The following is a 2828-nucleotide window of genomic DNA, read 5'->3' as shown; positions in this document are numbered from 1 at the left end:
GACGACGTCGTGCTCCTCGTGAACGACGCGTTCGTCCCGGAGCGACACGCCGCCGACGAGCTGGACGCGCGCGGCGTCGAGGTGGTGGCCGGAGCGGTGTCGGCGCTCGACGTCGCCGACGACGCGCTGCGCGGCGTCCGCCTCGCCGACGGCACCGTCGTCGCCCTCGACGCGCTGGTCGTCCCGACGGTCGCCCGGGCCCGCGCCGAGGTGGCCGGGCTGCTCGGCCTCACGCCGACCGAGCAGCGGATGGGGGACGTCCTGGTGGGCGAGGTGCTCGAGGTCGACGCGTCGGGCCGGACCGCGGTCCCGGGGGTGTGGGCCGTGGGGAACGTGGCCGACCTGCGCGCCACCGTGGTCGCCTCCGCCGCGTCGGGGACCGCCGTCGCCGCGATGCTCAACGCGGACCTGGTGGCCGAGGACGGCCGCCTGGCCGTGATGGCCCACCGGGACGGCAGCCCCGAGTTCTGGGAGCGCTTCTACGCCGAGCGCGAGCAGGTCTGGAGCGGACGGGTCAACGCGGTGCTGGGCGCCGTCGGCGAGGGGCTCGAGCCGGGCACCGCGCTCGACCTCGGCGCCGGCGAGGGCGGTGACGCGCTCTGGCTCGCGGGCCGGGGCTGGGAGGTGACCGCCGTCGACGTCGCGCAGACCGCGTGCGACCGGATCGCCGAGCTGGCCGGGGGCCTGGGCCGGGGCGAGCGGAGCGACGGGGGAGGAGGACCGGTGACCACCGAGCGCCACGACCTCACCGAGACGTTCCCCGATGGGACGTTCGACCTGGTCACCGCGCAGTACCTGCACTCGCCGAGCCCGGACTTCCCGCGCACCGCGATCCTGCGCCGGGCCGCGGAGGCGGTGGCGCCGGGCGGGACGCTGCTCGTGGTGGGCCACGGCCGGCTCGCGCCGTGGTCGTGGGACCCGACGCTGCGGATGGCCACGGCCCCGGAGGTGCTGGCCGGGCTGGACCTCGACGACGCAGCCTGGGAGGTCGTGCGCTGCGAGTCCCCGGAGCGCACCGCCACCGGCCCCGACGGCCGGGAGGCGACCATCACCGACGAGATCGTGCAGGTGCGCAAGCGCCCGTGAGCACTTTCCGGTGCCATAACACCGGAAAGTGCTCACGAGGCGGAGCCACCTAGGATGGGTCCGTGAGCCGGACCGGACGCGTGGAGCGCGTGACCAAGGAGTCGAGCGTCCTCGTGGAGATCGACCTCGACGGGACCGGGCACACCGAGGTCGCCACCGGGGTGCCGTTCTTCGACCACATGCTCACCGCGCTGGGCAAGCACTCGAGCCTCGACCTCGTGGTGCGGGCGACCGGGGACGTCGAGATCGACGCCCACCACACCGTCGAGGACGTCGCGATCGTGTTCGGCCAGGCCCTCAAGCAGGCCCTCGGGGACAAGTCCGGCATCCGCCGCTTCGGCGACGCCTGGATCCCGATGGACGAGGCCCTGGCGCAGGCCGTCGTCGACGTCTCCGGGCGCCCCTACTGCGTGCACACCGGGGAGCCCGAGTCGATGGCCGGCTTCGTCGTCGGCGGGAACTACCCGACGGTGCTCAACCGCCACGTGTTCGAGTCGATCGCCTTCCACGCCGGCATCGCCCTGCACGTCCGGGTCACCGGGGGCCGGGACCCGCACCACATCACCGAGGCCGAGTACAAGGCGATCGCCCGGGCACTGCGCGCCGCCACCGAGCCGGACGCCCGGCTGGCGGGAGGCACCGCCTCGACCAAGGGCGTCCTGGAGTCGTGACCCGGGGGCGCCACCGGTGAGCGGCAACGACCTGCTGGCCCTCGGGCTGCTCCTGGTCGCCGGCTTCCTCGTCGGCGGCGTGGTGTCCTTCGGCCGCGCGAGGCGCTGGATCCCGGCGGGGATCGTCGCGGTCCTGGCCGTGCTCGCGGCGGTCGCCGCGGTGCTGCGCCTCGTCCCCGCCTGAGCCCATCCGCCGACGGTTGGATCGGCTCCCGCGGGGAACCACCGTCTCGGCGGAGGGCGGGTGGGTGACGGTGCAGCGGGACGGCTCGTCGACGTGGGGGGACCGGGCTCGCGCCGCGGCGTCGCCGTCCGAGGCCCGCGGGGTCTACGACGCCTGGGCCGCCACCTACGACGACGACGTCGCGGGGCGCGCCGGTGACGACTACCCCCTGCCCGGCACCGTCGCGGACGTCGTCGCGCGCCTGACCGACCCGACCACCGACGTCCTGGACGCCGCCTGTGGCACCGGGCTCGTCGGCGCGGCGCTCGCGCGGCACGGGTTCACCTCGGTCGACGGCCTCGACGTCTCGCCGAAGATGCTGTCGCGTGCCCGGGCCCGCCACGTCTACCACGACCTCGGGCCGGCCGACCTGAGCCAGCGGGTGCCCGGCGCCGGCGACAAGTTCGGGATCGTCACCTGCGTCAACGCCTTCGAGCCCGGCCACCTGCCGCGCTCGGCGCTCGCCGAGTTCGCCCGCGTGGTGCACCGCGGCGGCCACATCGTCCTCACCGTTGGCGACGACCGCCGCGAGGAGATCCAGCGGCACCTCCAGCACCTCGCCCGGCGCGGGGTGGTGCGGGTGGCCGAGACCTCCGAGGTGCCGCTGCACCCGTCGACGAGGGAGTGCCACACCGTGGCCGTCCTCGAGGTCGTCGAGGCCGCGCAGCCGTCCGGACCGCAGTGGTGAGCCCTCGGTAACCTGGGCGGTATGCCGGGAACTCCATCGGTCGTGGTGCTCGACTACGGCTCGGGCAACCTGCGCTCCGCCGAGCGCGCCCTCGAGCGCGCGGGCGCGAAGGTCGAGGTGACCGCCGACCCGCGCGCGGCCCAGGAGGCCGACGGCCTGG

The 2828-nt window shown here is 75.4% G+C and carries 4 protein-coding genes and 1 pseudogene; all 5 read left to right on the top strand.

Annotated elements, in window-relative coordinates; translation table 11 throughout:
* On the top strand, window positions 1–1086 hold a 1086-nt coding region (locus tag AC0CYZ_RS07685; RefSeq protein WP_472213931.1), incomplete at its 5' end, for a class I SAM-dependent methyltransferase.
* A 62-nt stretch (window positions 1087–1148) separates the two neighbouring features.
* A complete protein-coding gene (gene hisB / locus AC0CYZ_RS07680; RefSeq protein WP_472213929.1) occupies window positions 1149–1757 on the top strand; it encodes an imidazoleglycerol-phosphate dehydratase HisB in 609 nt (202 codons plus the stop codon).
* 16 nt (window positions 1758–1773) lie between these two features.
* Window positions 1774–1941: a hypothetical protein gene (locus tag AC0CYZ_RS07675; RefSeq protein ID WP_472213927.1), complete on the top strand. Its 168-nt coding sequence runs from the start codon at window positions 1774–1776 to the stop codon at window positions 1939–1941.
* A 64-nt stretch (window positions 1942–2005) separates the two neighbouring features.
* Window positions 2006–2668, top strand: a complete 663-nt coding sequence (locus AC0CYZ_RS07670) for a class I SAM-dependent DNA methyltransferase (protein WP_472213925.1) — start codon at window positions 2006–2008, stop codon at window positions 2666–2668.
* A 21-nt stretch (window positions 2669–2689) separates the two neighbouring features.
* Window positions 2690–2828, top strand: a pseudogene (locus AC0CYZ_RS07665) (imidazole glycerol phosphate synthase subunit HisH); the annotation flags it as partial.

Source organism: Actinomycetospora sp. (assembly GCF_055612215.1).
Note: the sequence above shows the minus strand (reverse complement) of the source record. Positions and strands in the feature narration are given on the sequence as shown.